Here is a 21,316-nt window from a genome sequence, read left to right as displayed (position 1 = left end):
CACCTTCCGCCATCGAGGCCCGAGACGCAAATCGGCCGCTACTCGCGCGAAGATGAAGCAAACGTCCAGTAAGAGCGTGTCTCGGGTGGCGGTTGGGTGGCCTGGTCTGGTAGATCGTTTCTACTGTGGACGAGCGGTTGATCCTGCAATGGGTACCTGACGAGTTGTGGAGCCTGGCCGGTCCGTTGATCCCACCACCGCCTCGCCGTCCGCAGGGCGGGGGCACGCCGCCGATCGACGCGAGGGCGGTGTTCGCCGCGATCGTGTACGTGTTGACCACTGGCTGCGCGTGGCGGCACCTGCCACCCGGGTTCGGAGTGTCCAAGGCCACCGCGCACCGCCGGTTCGTCGCCTGGACCCGAGCCGGGCTGTGGCGCAGGTTGCACGTCGCCGCCCTGGACCAGCTCGGCGCGAAGGGGTTGATCGACTGGTCCCGGGCCACCGCCGACGCGGCGTCGGTGCGGGCGAAAAGGGGGGCGGTCTGACCGGTCCGAGTCCGGTCGACCGAGGCAAGTCCGGCAGCAAGATCCACGCCCTGTCCGACCGTAACGGGCTGCCGCTGTCCGTGGGCGTGTCCGCCGCGAACACCCACGACAGCCGCTGCCTGGAGTCCCTCGTTCAGGCCATCCCCGCCATCCGCTCCCGACGCGGACCACGACGGCGCCGGCCGGACAAGCTGCACGCCGACAAGGGATACGACTACCCCCACCTACGCCGCATGCTCCGCACCCGCGGCATCCGACCCCGCATCGCCCGCCGCGGCATCGAATCGCCGAACCGGCTCGGCCGACACAGGTGGGTGATCGAGCGGACCTTCGCCTGGTTCACCGGCTACCGCCGGCTGACCATCCGCTACGAACGCTCAGCCAGCCTCTACTGCGCATTCGTCACCCTCGCCGCCGCCCTGACCTGCCACAAGCGCTACCTCAAACTCACCACCTGAGACACGCTCTAAACCCGCTTGCCCCGCTCGCCGATCGGTGGGCGGGGCTTTCTCGTGTGTCGTTGAAGAGGTGATGTGGAATGATCGTAGGCCGCTGTCGACCGTGGGGTGGCGCTGGAAATGAGCAATTTTCACTTTCTGCGGGCCGAGTGGCCGGATCTGTTCCGAGAGGCGTTCAAGGCCGAGCGGAATACGGTGCTCGATCCGCGTACCGCCTGCTTTTATGCCCGACGGACGCTGGAACACACGCTCACCTGGCTGTTCGAGGTCGACAGCACGCTCAACCAGCCGTACAAGAAAGATCTCAACGGCATGATCCACGAGCCGACGCTGCGGCATCTGGCCGGCCCGGTTCTCAATACCAAGATGGACATCATCCGCAAGCAGGGCAATTGGGCGGTGCACAAGACCGCGCCGGTCAAGTCCACCGATTCCATTCCTGTCGTGCGGGAGCTGTTCCACGTCATGTACTGGATCGCCCGGCGCTACACCCGCGACCAGTCGCAGGTGCCGCCGAGCACCCTCGCCTTCGACGAGACGCTTCTCCCCCGGCCGACGCACGGGCGACCGCAGCGAACCAGCCAGGCCGAGATCAAGGCGCTGGCCGACAAGCTCGCCGCGCAGGACGACGCGCTCGCCGCCGAACGGGAGAAGAACGCCAACCTGGACGCCGAGTTGGCGAAGCTACGCGCCCAGATCTCCGCCGCCAAGGCCGCCAACGAGACCCGCCCGGACGACCACGACTACAACGAGGCGCAGACCCGGGACCTCTTCATCGACGTACTCCTCAAGGAAGCAGGCTGGCCACTCGACCAGGAGCGCGACCGGGAGTTCCCGGTCACCGGAATGCCCGGCGGCAGTGGCGCGGGCGCGGTCGACTACGTGCTGTGGGGCGACGACGGCAAGCCGCTCGCCGTGGTCGAGGCCAAGCGCGCCCGCCGGCACGCCACCGCCGGCCAGTACCAGGCCAAGCTCTACGCCGACTGCCTGGAACAGGCGTACGGACAGCGCCCGGTCATCTTCTACAGCAACGGATACGACCACTGGCTGTGGGACGACACCGCCTACCCGCCCCGACCGGTGCAGGGCTTCTACACCAAGGCGGAGCTACAACTGCTGGTGCAGCGACGGGAGAGCCGCCGACCGCTGGCCGAGCTGGACATCAACGGGCGGATCGTCGAGCGGCACTACCAGAAGCGGGCGATCCGGGCGGTCGGTGAAGCGTTCGAGGTGCACCGGCAGCGCCAGGCGCTGTTGGTGATGGCGACCGGCGCGGGCAAGACGCGCACCGTCATCGCCCTGGTCGACCAGCTCATGCGGGCAAATTGGGTCAAGCGGGTGCTCTTCCTCGCCGACCGCAACGCGCTGGTCAACCAGGCGGTCAACGCGTTCAAGGCGCACCTGCCGGAGGTGGCCACGGTCAACCTGGTCACCGAGAAGGACACCGACGGTCGGGTGTACGTCTCCACGTACCCGACCATGATGGGCCTGATCAACGAGACCGTGAGTGGCGTACGGCGCTTCGGCCCCGGGCATTTCGACCTGGTGATCATCGACGAGGCGCACCGCTCGGTCTACCAGAAGTACCGGGCGATCTTCGCCTGGTTCGACTCGTTGCTGCTCGGACTCACCGCCACCCCGCGCAACGAGATCGACCGCAACACCTACAGCCTGTTCAACCTTGAAGACGGCGTGCCCACCGACCACTACGACCTGGACGAGGCGGTCGAGGAGGGCTACCTGGTGCCGCCTCGGGCGGTGGCGGTGCCGCTGAAGTTCCCGCAGGAGGGCATCCGCTACGACGACCTCAGCGAGGAGGAGAAGGAACGCTGGGACGCCCTCGACTGGGGCGAGGGCGGTCCGCCGGACGGCGTCGACCCCGATGCGGTCAACAAGTGGCTGTTCAACACCGACACCGTCGACAAGGTGCTGAAGACCCTGATGACGCACGGGCACACGGTCGCCGGTGGCGACCGGCTCGGCAAGACGATCATCTTTGCCAAGAACAACGACCACGCGAGGTTCATCCGCGAGCGGTTCGACGCCAACTACCCGCACCTCGCGGGCCACTTCGCGCAGGTCATCACCCATCAGGTCGAGCGGGCGCAGGGCCTGATCGACGACTTCTCGGTCAAGGACAAGGCCCCGCACATCGCCATCTCGGTGGACATGCTCGACACCGGCATCGACGTGCCGGAGGTCGTCAACCTGGTCTTCTTCAAGGTCGTCCGGTCCAAGTCGAAGTTCTGGCAGATGATCGGCCGGGGCACCCGGCTGTGCCCGGACCTGTTCGGTCCCGGCCAGGACAAGGAGAACTTCTTCGTCTTCGACTGCTGCGCGAACTTCGCGTACTTCAGTCAGGACGTGCCGGCCAGCGAGGGTTCGCTCGGCGAGCCCCTCACCGCTCGGCTGTTCAAGGCGCGAGTCGAACTGCTCTACCGGCTCGACCAGCGCCTGCCGCGGGGTGGCGAGCCCGCAGTGGACGGCACCCGCAGCGAGTCCGGCCTGCGCTGGGACATCGCCCACCACCTGCACGAGCGAGTCAGCGGCATGCACCTGGACAACTTCGTCGTCCGGTCCAAACGGCGGACCGTCCAGTACTACGCCGACTTCGCCAACTGGCACCGGCTCACCCCCGAGGCGGTCGAGGAGATCGGACGCGACCTGGCCGGGCTGCCCACCTCGGTCAAGGACGACGACGAGACCGCCAAGCGCTTCGACCTGATGATGCTGCGTCTGCAACTCGGCCAGCTCGACGTGGAACCGGCCTACGAGCGGCTACGCACGCAGGTGCAGGAGATCGCCTCGGCGCTGCTGGAACAGACCAGCATCCCGGCCATCCGCGAACAGCGGGAGCTGCTCGACGAGGTTGCCGGCGACGAGTGGTGGCAGGACGTGACCCTGCCGATGCTGGAGCTGGTGCGCCGCCGGGTCCGCTCTCTGGTGCGCCTGATCGAGCGGAACAAACGCACCGTCGTCTACACCGACTTCGTCGACCAACTCGGTGAGCTGACCGAGGTCTCCATTCCGCAGGCGCGGGTCGGCACCGATCACGAGCGGTTCCGGGCCAAGACGCGGGCCTACCTGCGTCAGCACGAGGATCACGTGGCGTTGCAGAAGGTGCTCCGCAATCGGCAGCTCTCCCCCACCGACCTCGCCGAGCTGGAGCGGATGCTCGCCGACAGCGGTGTCGGCACCGCCGACGACCTCGAGCGCGCCCGACGGTCGGCTGACGGACTGGGGCTGTTCATCCGGTCGCTGGTCGGCCTGGACCGCGAGGCCGCCACCGAGGCGTTCAACGAGTTCCTCGACGGACGGACGCTGACCAGGAACCAGATCCACTTCATCCACATGGTCATCGGTCACCTGACCCAGAACGGTGCCATGAAGATCGACAGGCTCTACGAGTCGCCGTTCACCGAGATCGCCCCACATGGCCCGGAGTCGCTGTTCGCCCCCGCCGACGTGGACCGCATCGACGCGATCCTCACCTCCGTACGCGCCACCGCCACACCCACCCACGAGGTCGCCTAGCGACCGGTAGGATCTGCCTATGGCCACCGGCAGCCTCTTTCTCTGACACGGCGCACTCGCCTGCTCGACGCGCGACATCGATCGTGCGTCCTCGACGTCGTGTCCTTTCACAGAGAAATGAGCGCCCATCATGGCTTTGCGTGACCGAACTGCTGTCCTGCGTACCCTGGATCCGGCTGAGCCGGACCTGACCGACCTGGCACCGCTGCGTACCCTCCTCGCCGGGGCGCGGGTCGTCGGCGTCGGCGAAGGTTCCCACTTCGTCCGCGAGTTCACCCTCGCCCGTGCCCGCCTCCTGCGCTATCTCGTCGAGGAGTGCGGCCTCACCATCCTGGCGTTCGAGTTGGGCGCGAGCGAGGCCGACGCCCTGAACCCGTGGCTTGCCGGCGACGGCGACGACGCCGATTTGCACCGGCTCGCCGGGCCGTTGACCGCCGGACTCTTCGGGGAGCTACTGAGTTGGCTACGACGCTACAACCGCAGCCGGCCACATCCCCTGGGTATCGTCGGCATCGACCTACCGAACACCTTGACCCTGCGCCCCGACCTCCAGCCGGTGGCGGACTACCTACGGGGCGTCGACAGCGAGGCCGCCGAGTTGTTGGATCGCCTGTTCCCGGTGGCTGACGAGATCAGCGGCGGCTCCGCCGCGGTGTCGGCGCCGCAGTGGAGCGCCCTGGACCCAGCCCGGCAGGACGCCCTCGCGGCTGGACTCGCCCGGTTGTCGCTGCGGATGCGGGCTCTCCAACCCGTCTACCTCTCCCGCAGCGACCCGGACCGCTACGCCACCGCGCGCCGTCACCTCGATGCCGCCTGTCACACCGAGTACATGCTGCGCGCCATGAGTGATCTGTTCAGCGGCGAGGGCCTGCCCGGCGACACCTCGATCCGTGACCATTTCATGGCGGCCACCGTGCAGTGGCACCTCTCGGCGGCAGGGCCGGACGCCCGCATGGCCGTGGTCGCCCACAACAACCACATCCAGAAGACCCCGGTGTGCTTCGACGGCACGCTCACCGCCCTTCCGATGGGCCACTATCTGGCCCACGGTCTCGGCCGCGACTATCGTGCCGTCGCGTTGACGCACACCGGCGATCGCGTACCCGAGATGGCCTTTCCCGCCGACGGGTCACCGGTCGGCTTCACCGTCGAGGACGTCGACGTGCCCGCTCCCGCGCCCGGCAGCGTGGAACAGGCAGTGCTCGACGCGGGATTCACCGCGAAGATCACACTGACCGACCCACGCGCGGCGGAATCGCCGCTGGCCAGCATCCGAACGCAGAGCGCGGCGCTGGAGACCGACGTACGACAAGCCTTCGACGCCGTCCTGACCACTCCGACAGCAACCCGCGACCACACCGTCGCCTTCTGATCCACCCACCGCCGTAGGAAATCTTGGACAGTTCTCGTTAGCTGATGACGGAAACTTTCCAAGATCTGGGGCGACGACGTCCGACTTCGTGAACGTGGCGTCGTCGCCCCATGTTCGCGGCCACCGGCGAGGTCGCGGCCACCCGCGAGGTCGCAGCCGGCGGGCCAGCGCGGCCGGAGGGAGGTCGCGGCGGCGCGCTTGACTTCGAGCGCGCTCTAAAGGGGACGCTGGCGCCCATGACGATGACACGGAAACTGGGCCGCAGCGGGATCGAGGTCAGCGCCATCGGCATGGGGTGCTGGGCGATCGGCGGGCCGTTGTGGGGCGACGACCGACAGCCGCTGGGCTGGGGCGAGGTCGACGACGAGGAGTCGGTACGCGCCGTGCACGCGTCGATCGCGCACGGGGTGACCTTCTTCGACACGGCCAGCAACTACGGGGCCGGGCACAGCGAGCGGGTGCTCGGCCGGGCGCTCACCGGCCGCCGCGACCAGGTGGTGATCGCCACCAAGTTCGGCCACACCTCGGCGGAGGCGACCCGCCGGGCCACCGGCGAGGACCACCGCCCGGAGTACGCGGTGGCCAGCCTGGAGGCGTCGCTGCGCCGGCTCGGCACCGACTACGTCGACCTGTTGCAGCTGCACCTCAACGATCTGGATCCGACGCTCGCGCTCGACCTGGTCGACACGCTGGAGGGCATGGTCACCCAGGGCAAGATCCGGGCGTACGGGTGGAGCACCGACCACCCCGCCTCGGCGGGCGTATTCGCCCCGGCCGCCCCGCACTGCACGGCCATCCAACACGACCAGTCCGTGCTGCGGGACAACGCCGACATGCTCGCGGTCTGCGACAAGTACGACCTGGCCAGCATCAACCGGGGGCCGCTGGCGATGGGTCTGCTCACCGCCGCCACCAGGTCGCTGGGCGACGACGACGTGCGGGGGCGGGCGCCCGAGTGGCTGCCCTGGTTCACCGACGGTCAGCCCGCGCCGGAATGGTCGCGCCGCATCGACCGGGTCCGGGCGGCGCTCACCGCCGACGGCCGTACCCTCGCCCAGGGCGCGCTCGGCTGGCTGCTGGCCCGCAGCCCGCGTACGGTGCCGATCCCCGGCTTCCGCACGGTGGCACAGGTCGAGGAGAACACCCGGGTGCTGACCCTCGGGCCGCTGCCCGCCGACGCCTACGCCGAGGTCGAGCGGGAGCTGTCGGAGCTGCGTTCGGGCGGCGTCGATACGGGGGCATGACCGACTCGACGCGGTCGGGTCGCCGTGCGTACCCGAAGATGTAGGGCATGCGGATCCTCATGGCCGGCGCGTCCGGCTTCCTCGGCACCCGGCTGGTCGACCTGCTCGTCGCCGACGGGCACCAGGTGACCCGGCTGGTGCGACGGCCACCACGCGCCGCCGACGAGCGACGATGGTCGCCGTCGGCGGCGCAGTTGGACCCGGCGGTGGTCGCCGAGGCCGACGCGGTGATCAACCTGGCTGGCGCGGGCGTCGGCGACAAACGCTGGAACGACCGGTACCGGCAGCTGATCCGGTCCAGCCGGGTCGACACCACCACCACGCTGGCCACCACGATCGCCGGGCTGCCAGCGGCGGACCGGCCGGAGGTGCTGCTGAACTCCTCCGCGATCGGCTGGTACGGCAACACCGGCGACCGGGTGGTGGAGGAGGACGCGCCGGCTGGCGAGGGGTTCCTCGCCGACGTGACCCGGGTGTGGGAGGCGGCCACCCGACCGGCCGAGGACGCCGGGGTACGGGTGGTGCGGCTGCGTACCGGGCTGCCGCTGCACCGCGACGGCGGGCTGCTCAAACCGCAACTGCTGCCGTTCAAGCTGGGCATCGCCGGTCGGCTCGGCAGCGGCCGGCAGTGGATTCCGTGGATCTCGATGACCGACTGGCTCAACGCCACCACCTTCCTGTTGGCTCGGGCGGACCTCGCGGGGCCGGTCAACGTGGTCGGCCCGGCTCCGGTGACCAACGCCGAGTTCACCCGCGAGCTGGCCCGCCAGCTGAACCGTCCGGCGGTCATCCCGATCCCGGCGTTGGCCCTGAAGGTCGCCCTGGGCGGCTTCGCCCAGGAGGCGCTGACCAGCACCCGCGTCCTCCCCGGCGTGCTGAACCGTGCCCAGTTCACCTTCCGGCACCCTGACCTGCGCACCGCCCTGCACGCCGCCCTCCACGACTGACGAGCTAGCAGCCGATGGTCCAGTGGTTGGGGCCGGTCTGGCGCAGGGTGGTGGTGTAGAAGGTGTTGTAGAGGCCCATCCGCTGGTTGGAGCCGTTGGCGTAGGCGTAGCCGCCGGAGTGGTAGGCGCGCCCGGCGGTGACGTGGGCGTAGTTGCTCGCGGTGACGCAGACCGGGGCACCGGTCGGGCTCGGCGAGGCGGTCGGGCTGGGCGAGGTGGTCGGGCTCGGCGACGTCGTCGGCGACGTCGTCGGGGTCGCCGTCGGGGTCGGGGTCGGCGTCGGGGTCGGGGTCGCCGTCGGGGTCGGGGTCGCCGTCGGGGTCGGGGTGATGCCTCCGTCCAGGCCGAAGAAGACCGCGTCGTGGTACGTCGAGCAGATGGTGTCCAGGAAGTACGCGGCGGCGGTACCGCACTGGTCCGCGCCGGAGCCCGGGTCGACGGGGGTGCCGTGCCCCATCCCGGAGACCCGGTGTACGCGGACCACGTCGTCGCCGTACACCTCCACGCTGGTGCCCGCCGGGAGCTGTCGGGTGCTGGTGGGCGTCTGCGAGACACCGAGCACGTTGGTCCACTGGTCGCGGGACTCGGTGGCGTTCGCCGTCGCCACCGTGTAGTCGCTGGTGCCGTGCCAGATGGCCACCTTCGGGCGGGTGCCGGAGTAGCCGGGGTGGGCGTTGCGGACCAGGTCGCCCCACTGCGCCGGGGTCTTGTCCACGCCGGGGTTCATGCAGGAGAAGGCGTTGACCATGCTGGTGGCGCAGCGGTACGGCATCCCGGCGATGATCGAGCCACCGGCGAAGACGTCCGGGTAGGTCGCGAGCATCGTCGCGCTCATCGCCCCACCGGCCGACAGGCCGCTGACGTAGACCCGGTCGGCCGCGATGCCGTACGCCGACCGCGCGTGGTCGACCATCTGCTTGATGGACAGCGCCTCACCCTGCCCCCGGGCCGTGTCGCCGGTCTCGAACCAGTTGAAGCAGGAGCTGGAGTTGTTGGCCGAGCGCTGCTCGGGCACGATCAGCGCGAACCGCCACTGGTCGGCGTACTTCTGCCAGCCGGAGTTGGCGAAGTAGCCGCTGGCGTTCTGGGCGCAGCCGTGCAGCAGCACCACGGCCGGAGCGCCGGCGGGCAGGTTGTCCGGCCGGTACGCGTACATGGCGAGGTTGCCGGGGTTGGAGCCGAAGCCGGTGACCTGGGTCAGGGACGCGGCCTGGGCGGGCGGGGCGACGACCACCAGCGCGGCGGCGGCCAGGACCAGCCCGGCCAGCGCACCGGCGAGCCGGGTACGGGTGCGGCGCACGAGAGCCTCCATAGTGTGAGCTGGATCACCAATGATTGCCGCGACGTTACGCAGGTGTGTCGCACCGATGACATGGTGGCCGTACACACATTCGTCGATGCACAGATGTGTCGAGGCGTACGGGCCGCGCCAGCCCGCGCCAGCCCGCGCCAGCGTTAGGAAGGGTCCCTTTTAATACACGAGGCGTTAACAGGGTGCCCTTCCTTGCAAGCGGAGGTGCCGGGTCTGACCGGCGTGTCCCGGTGCGATTGGTAACGTCCGCTAGGTGCCCACCTCCCCGTCCGTGGCGTCCGCGCCCGCTTCGCCGTCGCCCTCCCGGGTCGCCCACCGCCGCACCGACCTGATCGTCGTGCTGGTGGCGTTGGCGCTCTCGGTCTGGGTGACCAGCGGGCTCTGGATCGACCCGAACGGGCGGGCGATCACCGTCAACTCCAGCGACCAGGCACTATTCGAGTGGCTGCTGGCCTTCGGCGGGCACGCGGTCACCCATGGGGACAACCCCCTCTTCACCTATCTGATCAACGTGCCGGACGGGGTGAACCTCGCGGTCAACACCTCGATCACGGTGTACGCGGTGGTCTTCGCCCCGCTGACGTACCTGATCGGGCCGCCGGCCACCTTCCTGGTGATCCTCACCCTCAACCTGGCCGCCACCGCCGTCGCCTGGTACTGGCTGCTCTCCCGACACCTGGTCCGCAGCCCGCTCGCCGCCGCCGTCGGTGGACTGTTCATCGGCTTCTCCCCGGGGATGGTCTCGCACGCCAACGCCCACCTGAACTGGACCGCCGGCTGGCTGGTGCCGCTGCTGGTGTGGCGGCTGTTCGCGCTGCGCCGCCCCGGCCACCGGGTGCGCGACGGCGCCATCCTCGGCGTACTCGTCGCGGTCGCCTTCTCGATCGCCGCCGAGGGCCTCTTCTTCACCGCGCTGGCGCTCGCCCTCTTCGTCGCCGTCTGGGCGCTGCACCCGGCCAACCGCGCCGAGGCCCGTGCCGTACTGCCGGAGTTCCTGCAAGGGCTGGCGGTGACCGCGGTGGTGGCTGGCGTGCTGCTGTCCTACCCGCTGTGGCTGCACTTCGCCGGGCCGCAGCGGTTCCACGGCACCGGCTTCGACGCCGTCATCCACTCCGAGGACATCGCGGCCTACGCCGCCTACCCGCGCCGCTCGCTGGCGGGCGAGGCCGGCTTCGGCACCTCGCTGGCGCCGAATCCCACCGAGGAGAACTCCTTCTTCGGGCTGCCACTGCTGGTGCTCGCCGTCGGCTGTTTCGTACTGCTGTGGCGCACCGGTGACGCCCGTCGACGGGCGACCCTGTGGGCCCTCGGCATCGTCGCGGTGGTCTTCGCCGCGCTCTCCTTCGGGCCGGTGGCCACCGTCAACGGGCGGCGCACCGACCTGCCGATGCCGTTCGACCTGCTCGGCCACCTGCCGGTGGTGAACGCCGCGCTGCCCGCCCGGTTCGCGCTGGTGGTGACGCCGGTGGTCGGCCTGCTACTGGCGTACGCGGTGGACCAGCTCCGTCGACGTCCACCGTCCCGCCCGGCGGCGGTGGCCTGGACGCTCGGCTTCGCGGTGGCCCTGGCACCGCTGTTCCCCACCCCGCTGCTGACCAGCGAACGTGAGCCGATCCCCCGCTTCATCACCTCCGGTGCCTGGCGGGACCACGTCTCCCCGGGTGGGGTGCTGACCCCCGCGCCGCTCACCCTGGACGTCTACCCCGACGGTCAGCGCTGGCAGGCGTACGCGTTGGCGAACCGGCAGGGCGAGTTCGCCATCCCGTCCGGGTTCTTCCTCGGCCCCGGCGGACCCGACGACCGGGGCCGCATCGGCCCGGTGCCGCGCCCGTTCGGCGCGCTGCTGGACCAGGCCGCCCGTACCGGGCTGCCGCCGATCGTCACCGAGGGCACCCGCGAGGAGGTCCGGGCCGACCTGGAGCACTGGCGGATCGAGACCGTCGTCCTCGCCGACGAGGTGCACGGGGCCAAATGGCCGGTCGACGAGGACGCCATCCGCCGCACCCTGATCCTGCTCTTCGGCGAGCCGGAACGGGTCGAGGACGTCTGGGTGTGGCACGTCCGCCGGTGACCCGGCTCACCCCAGGTGACCAGCGAGTACGGGTCTAGGCTGAAATCGTGACCGTGACGACTTCCGGCCTGACGGCCGTACGCGCCGGTGTCCTCGAATACACCGCCGCCTGGGACGAACAGCGCCGCCTGCACGAGGCGGTGGTGACCGGCGAGCAGGGCGACACCGTCCTGTTGCTGGAGCACCCGAGCGTCTACACCGCCGGCAAGCGCACCGAACCGTGGGACCGCCCGATGGACGGCACCCCGGTGGTCGACGTGGACCGGGGCGGCAAGATCACCTGGCACGGTCCCGGGCAGCTGGTGGGGTACCCGATCCTGCGCCTGTCCGACCCGGTCGACGTGGTCGCGTACGTGCGGCGGGTCGAGCAGTTGCTCATCGACGTCTGTGCCGAGTTCGGCCTGGCCACCGGCCGGGTCGAGGGGCGCAGCGGGGTCTGGGTGCCGGCCGACGAGCGGGGCCCGGAACGCAAGGTCGCGGCGATCGGCATCCGGGTCGCCCGGGGCGTCACCCTGCACGGCTTCTCCGTCAACTGTGACTGCGACCTGGCGCACTTCGACCGGATCGTGCCGTGCGGCATCCGCGACGCAGGCGTCACCTCCCTCACCGCCGAACTGGGCCGCCCCGTCACCGTCGCCGACGTCCTCCCCGTGGTCGAACGCCACCTCCCCACCATCACCGCCACCTGACCTCCCGGTCTGCACCGCGTTGATCAAGAGGTTTGCGTCAGGAATCGCGCTGTCGCTGACGCAAACCTCTTGGTCAACTCCTGGTGTCAGGGGGTCGTGCGGGGGCATGCCGTGGCGGAAGGCGTCGACGTAGCCCGCGTACGGGTCGAGTGGCTCGCCGTGGGCGGCCAGGTAGTCGGCGTGGCGGTGCAGCCGCTGCCCGCCGGTGACCAGTTCCAGACCCCGGAACAGCAGGTCGAAGCCGTTGGAATAGCCCGGCCGCGCCGGGTCCGGGTGGGTGTAGAAGGGTCGCTTCGCCATCGGGTACCCGGTGACGAAGACGAACTCCGAGCCGTGTTCCCGCCGCGCCCACTCACCCAACGCCCGTTCGTGCGCGGGTGCCAGGTCCGGTTCGTCGACGGGAACACCGGCGATCCGCACCGCCTCGGTGAAGTGGGCTTCCGGAATCTGCGCCGGTCTCACGCCGAGGGTGGCCAGTGCGGCACCGGCCCGGTCCGCGACGGCGTCCAGCATCCCGGCCAGGGTGTCCCGCAGGATCGCCATCACGTCCCGATGGTCGGATATGAAGCCGAGCTCGACGTCGAGTGAGGTGTACTGCGCCAGATGCCGCACGGTGTCGTGTGGTTCGGCACGGAACACCGGCCCGACCTCGTACACCCGCTCGAAGACCCCGACCATGAGCTGCTTGTAGAACTGCGGTGACTGAGCCAGGTACGCGGGCCGACCGAACCAGTCCAGGGCGAAGACGTTCGCCCCGCTCTCGGTGGACGAGGCGACCACCTTCGGCGTGTGGATCTCCACGAACCGCCGGGCGTCCAGCGAGGCGCGGAAACCCGCCACCGCCGCCGCCGAGATCCGCAACGCCGCCGAGCGGGTCGGGTGACGCAGCGCCACGGGCGCGTGGTCGAGTTGGGTGGGCAGGCTGGCGGTGAGGGTGGGCCGGTACAGGTCGAACGGCGGCGGTGCGGCAGGCGGGCCGAGTGGGCGTACGGTCGGGGCGGTCAGCTCGACCCCGGCGGGCGCGGCCGGGTTCGTGGCCACGGTGGCCACCACCTCGACCACCGACTCCTCGGGCAGCGTCTCGATCTCGGCGCGTACCGCCGGGTCGGTGACCACGACCTGCGCGAGGCCGGCGGCGTCCCGGACGATCAGGAAGGCCACCGACTTGAGCAGTCGGCGGCGGTGGACCCAGCCGCCGATCCGGACGGTACCGCCGGTGTGCCGGGTGAGCTGGTCGGACAGGATGCGTTGCATGGCTACCTCCTCGATCAATCGCAACGCGATCCCCGGGAGGTGTGGGCGAGCGGGAACCTCGCGATGCCACCACACCTTCGCTCCCGCCGCAGCGGAAGCCTCGTTCGTCGCCTTTTCACCGGGGCCAGCCGGGCGGGCTCTACTGAGCACCGGTGTTAAGAAGGGGCCCTTCCTCTACCGGAGGCGTTAAAAGGGTGCCCTTCCTTTCACGGGGGGCTGTTCGCCGTCGTTGTGTTACCCGTTTGTCCGGTCCTCGGTGTCCGGCGTCACAGGATTTGCGGGGTGACGGCGGTCGCCCGCAGTTCATCGACAGCCACCGTCCGGCGTAGGCTCGTTTTTGTGACGATCGAGCACTCCGCGCCGACGACCGGCCAGGCCGCGAGTTCCGCGACTCCCGCCCCCGAGGGGCGGCGACTGCTGCGAATCGAGGCCCGCAACGCCGAGACGCCGATCGAGCGCAAACCGCCATGGATCAAGGTCAAGGCCAAGATGGGCCCGGAGTACACCGAGCTGCGCGGGCTGGTCGCCCGCGAGGGGCTGCACACGGTGTGCCAGGAGGCCGGTTGCCCCAACATCTACGAGTGTTGGGAGGACCGCGAAGCCACCTTCCTCATCGGCGGTGACCAGTGCACCCGCCGCTGCGACTTCTGCCAGATCGACACCGGCAAGCCGGCCGAGTTCGACGCCGACGAGCCGCGCCGGGTCGCCGAGTCGGTGGTCTCGATGGGCCTGCGGTACGCCACGATCACCGGTGTCGCCCGTGACGACCTGCCCGACGGCGGCGCCTGGCTCTACGCCGAGACCGTCCGGCAGATCCACGCTCTCCAGCCCGGTTGCGGTGTCGAGCTACTGATTCCGGACTTCAACGCGGTGCCCGAACAGCTCGCCGAGGTCTTCGGCGCCCGGCCCGAGGTGCTCGCGCACAACGTCGAGACGGTCCCCCGGATCTTCAAGCGGATCCGGCCGGCCTTCCGCTACGAGCGGTCCCTGGACGTCATCCGGCAGGCCCGCGCCGACGGTCTGGTCACCAAGAGCAACCTGATCCTGGGGCTGGGCGAGGAGCGGGCCGAGATCTCCCAGGCGCTGCGGGACCTGCACGACGCCGGCTGCGAGCTGATCACCATCACCCAGTACCTGCGCCCCTCCTCCCGACACCACCCGGTGGAACGCTGGGTCAAGCCGGAGGAGTTCGTCGAGCTGCGCGAGGAGGCCGAGGAGATCGGCTTCGCGGGTGTGATGAGCGGTCCGCTGGTGCGCTCGTCGTACCGCGCCGGTCGCCTCTACCAGCAGGCCCTCGCCGCCCGCGAGACCGTGGCCGCGGCCACCCGCTAAACCCTCCGGGCTTCGTGCGGCATTTGTGCCCTATGGGTACGACCGCAGACCACGTGATCGGCGGAGTCGGCGGGTGGTGCGGTGTCTGCCTGGCCGTCGAGTCGGGCGCGGATCAACGGTGCGGCGGGCGACCACTAGACTCGACGGCATGGCAAAGCCCCAGGAGAAGGTCTCGTTCGGCCAGCGGCTGAAGCAGATCGGATTGGTGTTCCGGTTCACCGCCAAGCAGGACAAGTGGTTCGCGCCCTTGGCCACTGGTGCGGTGCTGATTCCGCTCGCGCTGACCGTGGTCGCGATCGTGTTCTGGGGCTGGCTCTGGTTGCCGCTGGGCATCCTGTTCACCCTGCTCTGCCTGTTGATCGTGCTCAATCTTCGCTCCAACCGGGCGATGATGAACGCGGCCGAGGGGCAGCCGGGCGCCGCCGCGCAGATCATGGAGAACATGCGTGGTGACTGGCGGGTCTCCCCGGCGGTCAGCTCGACCACGCAGATGGACATGGTGCACCTGGTCATCGGCCGACCTGGCGTGATCCTGTTGGCGGAGGGCAACCCACAACGGATTCGCGGGCTGCTCGGCCAGGAGAAGCGTCGGCTGGCGAAGGTGATCGGCAACGCCCCGCTCTACGACTACGTCATCGGGCAGAACGAGGGCGAGCTGCCGATCCGCAAGCTGCGGATGACGCTGATGCGGCTGCCCCGCAACCTCAGTGGCAAGGACGTCAACGCCCTGGACAAGCGACTCAAGGCGCTCACCGCCCGGCCGCAGATGCCCAAGGGCGCCATCCCCAAGAACCTCCGCCCGCCGCGCGGGGCGTTCCGCCAGATGCGCGGTCGCTGACCCGCTGCCCGCACCCGCCGCGCGGGTCAGCGCGGCGCGGGTCAGCGCGGATGTCGCGATCAGCACGGCAGGTGACGCGGGTCAGCGCGGCGCGGGAGTTCCCGGATCAGCGCGGATGTCGCGATCAGCACGGCAGGTGGCGCGGGTCAGCGCGGCGGATGCCTCGGTCAGCGCGGTGCGGGGGTGACGACCGAGCCGGTGAGACGGTCGTGCAGACCACGTCGGTGCTGGTCCATCAGTAAGGCGGGCACGACCAGGGCGAGCAGCACCCCACGCAGCAGCGCCCGGGGCAGGCCGATCCGCCCACCGTCGGACCAGTCGACGCAACGGATCCGGGTCAGGTACATGCCGGGGGTCTGGGCGAACAGGCCCAGGAAGACGCAGTACAGCAGGATCAACACCAGCACGGGGGCCCAGGCGTCCCGAGTCGGGCTGGCGAACAGGCCCGACGCGAGCAGGCAGAGGATCCAGTCGACGACCAGCGCCCCGAATCGGCGGCCGAGATCGGCCGGGGCGAAGTCGGGGTCCGTGGCGGGCGGCGGCGAGGGAGACGGCTGGGTGGTCACCCGGACGAGCCTAGTGCGACGTCGGACGGCCTGGACCGAGCCCCGTGGCGAGTGCGCCGACCTGACCGGAGGGTGCGCACGCGCCGACCGGCTGACCAGCGGGGGTACGCCCGGAGGCGAGCAGACGCGTGGCGTCAAAAAGGACCATTCTCATCAAGCTTCACTACACTGGCACAGCCGGACCCGTTTCCTCGGGTTGAGGTGTCCGGGCCAGGCACCGGGGCGTCCCAACGCGAGTGACGTAACACGGCAGAAACACTGGAGACATGGCCGGGCAACGGCACGGCCATAGCGTCGCCAAAAGCTTAGCTATCCGTGGACGTGCCAGGAGGACGAGTGTTCGCCAATCCCGAGGAACTCCTGCGTTACCTCAAGAACGAGGACGTGAAGTTCGTCGACGTTCGGTTTTGTGACCTGCCCGGCGTCATGCAGCACTTCAACCTGCCGGTGGAGTCCGTCGACGACGACTTCTTCACCGACGGTCTCGCTTTCGACGGGTCGTCGATCCGCGGCTTCCAGGCGATCCACGAGTCGGACATGCTCCTGCTCCCGGACGTTGCCACCGCTTTCATCGACCCGTTCCGCGCGCAGAAGACCCTCGCGCTGAACTTCTTCATCCACGACCCGTTCACCCGGGAGCCGTACTCGCGTGACCCGCGGAACGTGGCGAAGAAGGCCGAGGCTTACCTGGCTGCCAGCGGCATCGCCGACACCGCCTACTTCGGCCCCGAGGCGGAGTTCTACATCTTCGACTCCATCCGCCACGAGACCTCCGCCCACCAGGCGTACTACTACATCGACTCGATCGAGGGCGCCTGGAACACCGGTCGTGAGGAGGAGGGCGGCAACCGCGGCTACAAGACCGCGTACAAGGGTGGCTACTTCCCGGTGCCGCCGGTCGACCACTACGCCGACCTGCGTGACCAGATCGTCCGCAGGCTGATCGACACCGGCTTCACCGTGGAGCGTTCGCACCACGAGGTCGGCACCGCCGGTCAGGCGGAGATCAACTACAAGTTCTCCACCCTGCTGCACGCCGGTGACCAGCTCCAGCTCTTCAAGTACATCGTGAAGAACACCGCCTGGGCCGCCGGCAAGACCGCCACGTTCATGCCGAAGCCGCTCTTCGGCGACAACGGGTCCGGCATGCACACCCACCAGAGCCTCTGGCTCGGCGGCGAGCCGCTGTTCTACGACGAGACCGGCTACGCCGGCCTCTCGGACATGGCCCGTTGGTACATCGGTGGTCTGCTGCACCACGCCCCGTCGCTGCTGGCGTTCACCAACCCGACGGTCAACTCGTACCGCCGCCTGGTGCCCGGCTTCGAGGCCCCGGTCAACCTGGTCTACTCGCAGCGCAACCGTTCCGCCTGCACCCGTATCCCGGTCACCGGCAGCAACCCGAAGGCCAAGCGGGTCGAGTTCCGGGTGCCGGACCCGTCGGCCAACGTCTACCTCGCCTTCTCGGCGATGCTGATGGCCGGTCTGGACGGCATCAAGAGCAAGATCGAGCCCCCGGCGCCGATCGACAAGGACCTCTACGACCTCCCGCCGGAGGAGTGGGGCAACGTCAAGCAGGTGCCGGGCTCCCTGCCGGCCGTGCTGGACTCCCTCGAAGCCGACCACGACTACCTGCTCGACGGTGGCGTCTTCACCCCCGACCTGATCTCCACCTGGATCGACTGGAAGCGGGCCAACGAGGTCGACCCGGTGCGTCTGCGCCCGACCCCGCACGAGTTCGCGATGTACTTCGACTGCTGATTCCACTCAGCATCGTTCGGGCCGGCTCCGCGTTCGCGGGGTCGGCCCGAACGCATTGACGGGCCACCCAATAGCTTCGCGTCCGATATATTCAGCGCGTGGATACACCGCTGCGCGAACCCACCTTCCTCATCCTGACCGCGCTCGCCCGCGAGCCCATGCACGGCTACGCGATCATTGGCGAGGTCGCGGCCCTCTCCGACGGGCGGCTGTCGCTACGCCCCGGCACCCTCTACGGCGCGCTGGACCGGCTCACCGACGCCGGGCTGGTCGAACTCGACCGGGAGGAGACCGTCGACGGGCGGCTGCGCCGCTACTACCGCCTCTCCCCCTCCGGAGACGCCACGCTCGCCGCCGAGACCGAACGGCTACGCCGCAACGTCGAGGCCGCCACCGCACGGCTACGCGCCCGCTCGGCACGACCGCTCGTCCTGCGTACCGCCGGAGGTCTGGCATGAGCGCCCTGGAGCGTCGATACCGGCACCTGCTGCGGGCGTACCCGGCGGACTACCGCCACGACCGGGGCGACGAGATCGTCGGGACGTACCTCGACCTGGCGGACCCGCGACGGCGCTGGCCGTCGCCCGCGGACGCCGCCGACCTCGTGCGCGGGGGCCTCCGCCAGCGGCTGCGGGCCGCCGGTGCCACCGACCTGATCCCCGGGGTACGCCTCGCAGCGCTGCTCGCGCTGACCACCGCCGCCTTCTTGGCCGGCTTCTGGGCCCTCGTCGAGCAGAACCCACCACCCACCGAGGCGGGCCTGCCGGTGTTCGGTCCGTTCACCTCGACCGGCATCGTCGCGTGGCTGACGTGGCTGGTGGCGGTCGCCCTGGTGCTCGTCGCACCGGGTCGACCCACCCGGGTGGCTGTCGCCGGGGCGATGCTGGTCACCGGGGCGGTTCTCCTGGTGAGCCCGGTCGCCGGGCTGCCCCGGCCGCCGCTGCTGGTGCTGGTCCCACAGGTCGCCCTCGGGGTGCTGGCGCTGGCCGTCGACGCACACCTGCCGTTGGCGGCTCGAACCCTACCGACGATCGCGGCAACGATCGGCGGGACGTTCGCCGCCACAGCCGGCAACAAGCTCTACTGGGGGTCGTACCGGTGGACCTCGGAACAGTTGCTGCCAGCTGTCGGGGCGGTGTTGCTGGGGGTCGCGCTGCTGCTCGCCGCCGGGCTGGCCATGCGGCGGGACTGGCGGGGCAGCTGGGCGGCGGTCGCCCTGCTGACCCCCATCGGTCTGCTCAGTGTGCACATCCTGGCCGGCGCGGTGGACGGCCTCAGTGGCGCTCCGCGACCGACCTACCCGACCATGGTCGGTGCCGCCCTCGCCGTCGGGCTACTCGGACCGCTCGTGCTGCCAGCCGCCGTAGCCCTGCACCGTCGCAGGCAGCGTGACGGGGCGGGCCAGCTGAGAACCACCCCGGCCGACCCCTGCCCCACCTGCGGCGCCCGCCGCTGACCGAGTCCTCGCGGTGGGACCGGTGACTGTGGCAGGGCAGCTGCTTGCGTACCGGCGTGTCGAGCAGCCGCACTGCCACAGTCCGGTAGGGCTCCGGCGCAACCCGGCAGCAGCGGGGTGGGGGTGATCGGCGGGGTGGGGTGGTCAGCGGGGTGGGGGTGATCGGCGGGGTGGGGTGGTCAGCGGGGTGGGGGTGACGGGCGGGGGCGTTGGTTGGGCAGGCAGCAGGCGGCTGCGGTGAGCAGCAGGATGGTCATCCCGATCGCGCCCGGAGCCTTGGTCAGCCGGGCCAGGTTGGTGCCGTCCGGCAGGGCGAGGAACGACGCCAGCGCACACGGCAGTACGAACCAGACGGTCCGGGTCGCCGCCACCGCGAGCACCGCCAGCGGCCAGGTCGCGTACCAGGGGTGAAACACCGGCGCCAGCACCACCGTCACCCCCAACGCCACCCCCACCGCCCCCAACACCACCCCACCCCCACCCCCACCCCCACCCTTGCCCTTACCCGGGTTGATCAAGAAGTTTTGGTCTCGACACGCCGGTCCAGAAGACCAAAACTTCTTGATCAACACGGGTGGGTGGGGTGGGTGGGGTGGGTGCGGGGGGTGGGGTGGGGGGGTTTGGAGGGTTTGATGCCAGAGGAGGGGGAGGAGGGTGGCTAGTAGGGCTAGGCCTAGAACACGGGTTATCGGGACCGCGTCGGGTTGTCGGCCGGACAGTTCACCGACGTAGTCGACGACCATGCCGACGGCGGTCGGCGGCGAGGTCCACTGCACGGTGTCACCGCTGCGGCCCAGCCCGCCGAGCCAACCGGGCCCCAGACCGGTCAGCAGCGAGGGCACCAGCAGCCCGCCGACCGCCCCGACCCCCAGCAGGCCACCGTCCCGCAGCAGCGCCCGCACCACGGGCCGACCCCGTACGGCGGTCAGCGCCACGAACGGTAGCACCACCACGGCGGTGACCTTTACCGACACCGCCAGCCCGAGCAGCAACCCGGCCACCAGCAGCACCCCCACCGACGGCCGCCACCACGACCCGACCGACCACTGCCACGAACCAGCCGACGGCCCCCGACCCAAGCCAACCAACCGCCACCACGACCCGACCGACCGCCGCCACGAACCAGCCGAAGGCCGCCAACGCCGCAGCGACCCGACCGGCCGCCACCAGCGCGAGTCGACCGACGGCCGGCTCCGCGAGGTTCGCGGCGGTGGGGCGTTGCGGTGGACCGGTGGTACCGCTTGCGGAGCATCGCGGCGGGTCAGCAGCAGCAGGGCCGGGAGTAGCAGGCCGAGCATCACCGCGTCGTTGTGCGCCCCGGCGATCAGGTGTACCCCGACCAGTGGACAGGCCAGCACCAGCCAGGTCGCCCGTCGGGGTGGTACCCCGGCCGCGCGGGCCAGGCCGGGCAGGCAGGCCGCCGCCGCCAGTACGCCCGCGAGGGCCAGCAGCCGCAACAGCAGCACGGTGCCGACCAACCCGCCACCGAGCACCACCGCCAGCGCGGCGAGCAGCACGAAGAACGGCCCGTACGGTGCCGGGGTGTCCCGCCAGACCGGTGCGACCGCCTCGACCCACGGGCAACCGGCCGCGGCCACTCCGGTGGTGTACGGATCACCACCGTCGGCGTAGATCCACCCCTGGCAGGCGTACGAGTAGACGTCCCGACTGCCCAGCGGGGCGGTGACCAGCAGCGGCAGCGCCCACCACCCGGCGGTGACGTACGCCCACCGGGTCGACGGCGCGCCGTCGCGTAGCGCCCACCAGGCACCAACCATGGCGGCTGTGCCGAGCAGCCACACCGTGACGGTCAGCGGGCCGACGTCGGTGTTCCAGAACCGGGTGGTGGCGGAATCGGGCAGGGCTCCCCCGATGTACCCGGCGACCGCCAGCAGCAGCGCCCCGACCAGCCCGGTGTAGCGGGCCGCCCGGTCACGGGGACCGACGGGCCGGGAGCCGGGCTCGGTCACCGGCGGTACCTCTCCTTGAACGCGGGT

The 21,316-nt window shown here is 70.2% G+C and carries 15 protein-coding genes and 1 pseudogene; 12 read left to right on the top strand and 4 right to left on the bottom strand.

Translation table 11 applies throughout. From position 1 onward, the window contains the following. Positions 1-137: 137 nt before the first annotated feature. The 5 genes from ACLQ2S_RS25670 to ACLQ2S_RS25650 all read left to right on the top strand — a co-directional run bounded on the left by ACLQ2S_RS25670 (position 138) and on the right by ACLQ2S_RS25650 (position 8,040). Positions 138-943 (top strand): IS5 family transposase gene (locus ACLQ2S_RS25670; protein ID WP_425703451.1). Its coding sequence is split into 2 segments (ribosomal slippage): positions 138-479 and positions 482-943, totalling 804 coding nucleotides; the frame shifts between segments, so codons are not numbered across the junction. Positions 944-1,063: 120 nt separating this feature from the next. After that, on the top strand, positions 1,064-4,477 hold the full coding sequence (locus ACLQ2S_RS25665; RefSeq protein WP_425703448.1) for a DEAD/DEAH box helicase family protein: 3,414 nt from the start codon (positions 1,064-1,066) through the stop codon (positions 4,475-4,477). 130 nt (positions 4,478-4,607) lie between these two features. After that, complete coding sequence (locus ACLQ2S_RS25660) at positions 4,608-5,849, top strand: erythromycin esterase family protein (RefSeq protein WP_155221902.1); 1,242 nt, start codon at positions 4,608-4,610, stop codon at positions 5,847-5,849. 236 nt (positions 5,850-6,085) lie between these two features. Next, positions 6,086-7,093, top strand: a complete 1,008-nt coding sequence (locus tag ACLQ2S_RS25655; protein ID WP_425703445.1) for an aldo/keto reductase — start codon at positions 6,086-6,088, stop codon at positions 7,091-7,093. A gap of 47 nt (positions 7,094-7,140) precedes the next feature. After that, positions 7,141-8,040, top strand: a complete 900-nt coding sequence (locus tag ACLQ2S_RS25650) for a TIGR01777 family oxidoreductase (protein WP_425703443.1) — start codon at positions 7,141-7,143, stop codon at positions 8,038-8,040. A 4-nt stretch (positions 8,041-8,044) separates the two neighbouring features. Here ACLQ2S_RS25650 and ACLQ2S_RS25645 read toward each other — a convergent pair whose 3' ends face one another. Further along, on the bottom strand, positions 8,045-9,352 hold the full coding sequence (locus ACLQ2S_RS25645; protein WP_425703441.1) for an extracellular catalytic domain type 1 short-chain-length polyhydroxyalkanoate depolymerase: 1,308 nt from the start codon (positions 9,350-9,352) through the stop codon (positions 8,045-8,047). Positions 9,353-9,605: 253 nt separating this feature from the next. On the opposite strand from ACLQ2S_RS25645, the gene ACLQ2S_RS25640 reads away from it, so the two are divergent. Together ACLQ2S_RS25640 and lipB are read left to right on the top strand one after the other, a co-directional pair. Next, positions 9,606-11,423, top strand: coding sequence for a DUF2079 domain-containing protein (locus tag ACLQ2S_RS25640; protein WP_425703439.1), 1,818 nt, complete (start codon positions 9,606-9,608; stop codon positions 11,421-11,423). 47 nt (positions 11,424-11,470) lie between these two features. After that, on the top strand, positions 11,471-12,112 hold the full coding sequence (lipB, locus tag ACLQ2S_RS25635) for a lipoyl(octanoyl) transferase LipB (protein ID WP_425703437.1): 642 nt from the start codon (positions 11,471-11,473) through the stop codon (positions 12,110-12,112). A gap of 63 nt (positions 12,113-12,175) precedes the next feature. On the opposite strand, the pseudogene aspS reads toward lipB, so the two are convergent. Continuing rightward, positions 12,176-13,366, bottom strand: a pseudogene (gene aspS / locus ACLQ2S_RS25630) (aspartate--tRNA(Asn) ligase); the annotation flags it as partial. A 282-nt stretch (positions 13,367-13,648) separates the two neighbouring features. Between aspS and lipA the strand changes: the two are divergent. Continuing rightward, complete coding sequence (gene lipA / locus ACLQ2S_RS25625) at positions 13,649-14,698, top strand: lipoyl synthase (protein WP_309223864.1); 1,050 nt, start codon at positions 13,649-13,651, stop codon at positions 14,696-14,698. Between the two features lie 148 nt (positions 14,699-14,846). Beyond that, on the top strand, positions 14,847-15,536 hold the full coding sequence (locus tag ACLQ2S_RS25620; RefSeq protein ID WP_155221906.1) for a DUF4191 domain-containing protein: 690 nt from the start codon (positions 14,847-14,849) through the stop codon (positions 15,534-15,536). A gap of 167 nt (positions 15,537-15,703) precedes the next feature. Here the strand turns inward: ACLQ2S_RS25620 and ACLQ2S_RS25615 are convergent, their stop codons facing one another. After that, entirely contained in the window at positions 15,704-16,102 is a 399-nt protein-coding gene (locus ACLQ2S_RS25615) for an RDD family protein (protein ID WP_309223865.1), read from the bottom strand. Positions 16,103-16,438: 336 nt separating this feature from the next. Between ACLQ2S_RS25615 and glnA the strand changes: the two genes are divergently transcribed. From glnA to ACLQ2S_RS25600, 3 genes are all read left to right on the top strand, one after another. Beyond that, positions 16,439-17,863, top strand: a complete 1,425-nt coding sequence (gene glnA / locus ACLQ2S_RS25610; protein WP_309223866.1) for a type I glutamate--ammonia ligase — start codon at positions 16,439-16,441, stop codon at positions 17,861-17,863. 98 nt (positions 17,864-17,961) lie between these two features. Then, entirely contained in the window at positions 17,962-18,321 is a 360-nt protein-coding gene (locus ACLQ2S_RS25605) for a PadR family transcriptional regulator (protein WP_309223867.1), read from the top strand. Continuing rightward, positions 18,318-19,319: a hypothetical protein gene (locus tag ACLQ2S_RS25600; protein ID WP_425703433.1), complete on the top strand. Its 1,002-nt coding sequence runs from the start codon at positions 18,318-18,320 to the stop codon at positions 19,317-19,319. The genes ACLQ2S_RS25605 and ACLQ2S_RS25600 overlap by 4 nt, the downstream gene beginning before the upstream one ends. 179 nt (positions 19,320-19,498) lie before the next feature. Here the strand turns inward: ACLQ2S_RS25600 and mptB are convergent, their stop codons facing one another. Then, positions 19,499-21,289 (bottom strand): polyprenol phosphomannose-dependent alpha 1,6 mannosyltransferase MptB, encoded by a 1,791-nt coding sequence (mptB, locus tag ACLQ2S_RS25595; protein WP_425703431.1) that lies wholly within the window; start codon positions 21,287-21,289, stop codon positions 19,499-19,501. Positions 21,290-21,316 lie beyond the last annotated feature (27 nt).

It is taken from the genome of Micromonospora sp. DT48 (assembly GCF_049844495.1).
Taxonomy (GTDB): domain Bacteria; phylum Actinomycetota; class Actinomycetes; order Mycobacteriales; family Micromonosporaceae; genus Micromonospora.
This window is presented reverse-complemented; position numbering and strand designations above follow the sequence as displayed.

What these genes read in the sequence shown, in the direction of transcription:
- ACLQ2S_RS25665 (WP_425703448.1), top strand. Translation starts at nt 1,064, where the DNA reads ATGAGCAATTTTCACTTTCTGCGGGCCGAGTGGCCGGATCTGTTCCGA.
- ACLQ2S_RS25660 (WP_155221902.1), top strand. Translation starts at nt 4,608, where the DNA reads ATGGCTTTGCGTGACCGAACTGCTGTCCTGCGTACCCTGGATCCGGCT.
- ACLQ2S_RS25645 (WP_425703441.1), bottom strand. Translation starts at nt 9,352, where the DNA reads ATGGAGGCTCTCGTGCGCCGCACCCGTACCCGGCTCGCCGGTGCGCTG.
- ACLQ2S_RS25650 (WP_425703443.1), top strand. Translation starts at nt 7,141, where the DNA reads ATGCGGATCCTCATGGCCGGCGCGTCCGGCTTCCTCGGCACCCGGCTG.
- ACLQ2S_RS25620 (WP_155221906.1), top strand. Translation starts at nt 14,847, where the DNA reads ATGGCAAAGCCCCAGGAGAAGGTCTCGTTCGGCCAGCGGCTGAAGCAG.
- ACLQ2S_RS25655 (WP_425703445.1), top strand. Translation starts at nt 6,086, where the DNA reads ATGACGATGACACGGAAACTGGGCCGCAGCGGGATCGAGGTCAGCGCC.
- ACLQ2S_RS25600 (WP_425703433.1), top strand. Translation starts at nt 18,318, where the DNA reads ATGAGCGCCCTGGAGCGTCGATACCGGCACCTGCTGCGGGCGTACCCG.